Source organism: Nocardioides sp. (assembly GCF_034670285.1).
GTDB lineage: Bacteria > Actinomycetota > Actinomycetes > Propionibacteriales > Nocardioidaceae > Nocardioides.
In genome coordinates, this window is record NZ_JAXMNS010000484.1 from 1 (window position 1) to 2,497 (window position 2,497).

Genomic DNA, 2,497 nt, shown 5'->3' on the forward strand with positions numbered 1-2,497 from the left:
GAGCAGCGACTCCTTGCTGTCGACGTGGTGGTAGATCGCCGACTTCGCCAGCCCGAGCTCGCGTGCGAGGTCGCCCATGCTGGTGCCGTCATAGCCCTGGCGGTTGAACAGGTCGACCGCGCGCCGCAGGACCGTCTGCTGGTCGTAGCCCGGACGGCCGCGCCTCGGCACGGCGTCCGGCGTCCTGGGTCCGGTCACGGAGTCGAGTGTTTCATGTGCCGTGCCCACCACGCCCCGCCGACGACGAGCAGGAGCAGCGCGGACGCCGCCGCGATCAGCCCCCAGGGCTCGGTGCCGTAGGCGCCCAGGGCGGCGTAGGCCAGACTCCCGGGGACCATCCCGACAGCAGTGCCGAGCACGTAGTGGCGCAGTCGGATGCCGGTCAGTCCGGCTGCGTAGTTGATGACGATGTAGGGGACCAGCGGGATCAGCCTGGCGACGACGACGGAGGTGAGGCCGTGATCGCGCAGGAGGTGGTCCACCTCTGCCAGCCGGCCCCGGGTGAGCCGGTCGACGAGGTCGCGTCCGAGCAGCCGTCCGATGCCGAAGGAGATCACCGCGCCCACCAGGGCGGCGAGCAGCGAGAGCGCGGCGCCGGGCACGAGTCCGAAGAGGGCGCCACCGGCCGCGGTGAGCAGCGCCTTGGGGCAGGGGATGAGCGACAGCCCGAGGTAGAGCGCCAGGAAGGCCAACGGCCCCCAGGCGCCCGCGGCGTCGACGTCGGCGCGCATGCCCTCGACGTCCGGTGCACCGAGGACGACCGCGAGGACCGCGAGCCCGATCAGGAGCACTCCGAGCGCGCCAGCCTTCAGCAAGGTTGCTCGGGTCATGACGGGCCTGCGTTCGAGACGATGGAGCGATGATGGGTCGGGATGCCACCAGTGTCGCAGTCCACGTGCCCACGGGTCCGATCGGAGCAGTCAGTCGGTGACGCATAGGGTCGCTGCGTGGGCTTCGGAGACAAGGCGTACTCGACACTGGTGAAGCGCGACCTCGAGGTGGAGCGCGAGCTGCCCGAGCAGGCGCGGGCCGACATACCCAGCAATGCCTTGCGCCTGATCGGCGCGCACGCGCTGCAGTCCTCCGGCGACCAGGCGACCAAGACGTCGACGGTGCTGCCGTGGCTCTTCTACTCCCTCGGGGTGCCGCCCGCGCTCACCGGCGTGCTCGTGCCCATCCGGGAGTCGGGATCGATGCTTCCCCAGGCGTTCCTGACGCCGCTGGTGCTGCGCGTGCGGCACCGGAAATGGGTCTTCGTCACGGGCGCGCTGATCCAGGCGGTGACGGTCGCCGCCATGGCGATGACTGCCGCCGTCGGGAGCGGGCTGGCGGCGGGCGTGGTGATCGTGGTCGCCCTGACCATCTTCTCGCTGGGGCGCTGCCTGGGCTCGATCTCCTCCAAGGACGTGCAGGGCCGGACCGTGCCGAAGGGCCAGCGGGGGCAGATCAACGGGTTGGCGACGATCGCGTCCGGGCTGGTCGCTCTCACCCTCGGTCTCGGCGTACGGCTCTTCGGCGGGGAAGATCTTCGCGCCGATCAGCTTGCCTGGCTCCTGGCCGGTGGCGCGGCCTGCTGGGTGGGGGTGGCCGCCGTCTACGCGGGAATCCGCGAGCCGGCCGACGTCGAGTCCACCCCTCCAGCGCATCCCGAGGCCGAGCAGCAGGCGCCCGGAGCCGTCGTCCAGAGCTGGGCTCTCCTGCGCGACGACCGCGACTTCCGGCTCTTCGTGACCGTGCGCTCCCTGCTGCTCGTCTCCGCCCTGAGCCCGCCGTTCGTGGTGACGTTGGCGGTGAGCTCGGGCATGGAGGGGCTGGCCGGGCTGGGCAGCTTCATCATCGCCTCGGGGCTCGCGGCCCTGATCGGCGGCGGGATCTTCGGACGGTGGGCCGACCGGTCGAGCGCCGGCTTGATGAGCGCCGGTGCCGCGATGGCCTCGGTGGTGATCGTGGCTCTCGTCGTGATCGTGACGCTGCCTGCCTTCTCCGAGGAGTCCGCGTGGTCCGACTTCCTCTTCGTCGGGTGCTTCTTCCTGCTGACCCTGCTGCACACCGGCGTGCGGGTGGGGCGCAAGACCTATGTCGTGGACATGGCCGAAGGCGACCAGCGCACGACGTACGTCGCGGTGTCGAACTCGGCGATGGGCGTCATCCTGCTCGTCGTCGGGGGAGTCAGCTCGCTGCTGGCCATCGCAGCGGTCGAGTGGGCGCTGCTGTTCCTGGCCGGCATGGGGATCGTGGGGGTGTACGCCGCGCGGCGGCTCCCGAACGTCTCCCACGGCGCGAGCTGACGCCCACGACCGGCCAGGAACCAATCCCGTGAGTGAAGGGCAGCGGGTCAGGACGCGAGGAGCGTGGCAGTCCAGGCGAATCCCATGACACCGGCGAACGAGCACACCGCGACACGCACCCAGTCGCGGCGCTCGGCGAGCAGCCGGCCCGAGAGCCAGATCGCGCCGACCACGGTGAGGACCACCAGGGTCTGCGCCACGTCGATACC

Annotated in this window: 3 protein-coding genes; 1 reads left to right on the top strand and 2 read right to left on the bottom strand. The window is 71.0% G+C overall.

Going from position 1 to position 2,497, the window contains the following annotated elements; translation table 11 throughout:
- Together VOI19_RS18010 and VOI19_RS18015 are read right to left on the bottom strand one after the other, a co-directional pair.
- The coding region (locus VOI19_RS18010) for a helix-turn-helix domain-containing protein (RefSeq protein WP_323794322.1) at positions 1 to 198 on the bottom strand (198 nt) is incomplete at its 3' end.
- Positions 195 to 830, bottom strand: coding sequence for a TVP38/TMEM64 family protein (locus tag VOI19_RS18015; protein WP_323794323.1), 636 nt, complete (start codon positions 828 to 830; stop codon positions 195 to 197). The genes VOI19_RS18010 and VOI19_RS18015, both read right to left, overlap by 4 nt.
- Before the next feature lie 117 nt (positions 831 to 947).
- Here VOI19_RS18015 and VOI19_RS18020 point away from each other — a divergent pair, with 117 nt between their 5' ends.
- Positions 948 to 2,288 (top strand): MFS transporter, encoded by a 1,341-nt coding sequence (locus VOI19_RS18020; RefSeq protein ID WP_323794324.1) that lies wholly within the window; start codon positions 948 to 950, stop codon positions 2,286 to 2,288.
- Positions 2,289 to 2,497 lie beyond the last annotated feature (209 nt).

Coding starts and splice junctions, on each gene's coding strand:
- VOI19_RS18015 (WP_323794323.1), bottom strand. CDS start 830: ATGACCCGAGCAACCTTGCTGAAGGCTGGCGCGCTCGGAGTGCTCCTG.